General features: G+C 37.6%; 1 protein-coding gene. It reads left to right on the forward strand.

Going from position 1 to position 234, the window contains the following annotated elements; genetic code table 11:
* Nucleotides 1-234 (forward strand): plasmid mobilization protein (locus tag NE619_RS18520; RefSeq protein WP_256133926.1); only part of this gene is annotated, 234 nt, incomplete at both ends.

A 234-nucleotide genomic window follows, 5' to 3' on the forward strand; every position in this document is an offset into this window, starting at 1 on the left:
GTTCAGATAAACATTAGGATTTCAGAAGCCGAAGCTGAACAGTTAAGAAAAAAAGTAGAGCAGTCGGGAATGAGCCAACAAGAGTACATTCTTTCATGCGTTCTGAATAAACCCATAACCAATACAGACGGAATAAAAGAACTTATACCAGAGTTAAAGAGGGTGGGTAATAATTTGAACCAGATAGCACATGCACTAAATGGCGGAAGATACTATCAGTACAATCTTATTACC

The organism is Anaerovorax odorimutans, assembly GCF_024459955.1.
GTDB classification, from domain to species: domain Bacteria; phylum Bacillota; class Clostridia; order Peptostreptococcales; family Anaerovoracaceae; genus Hominibacterium; species Hominibacterium odorimutans_A.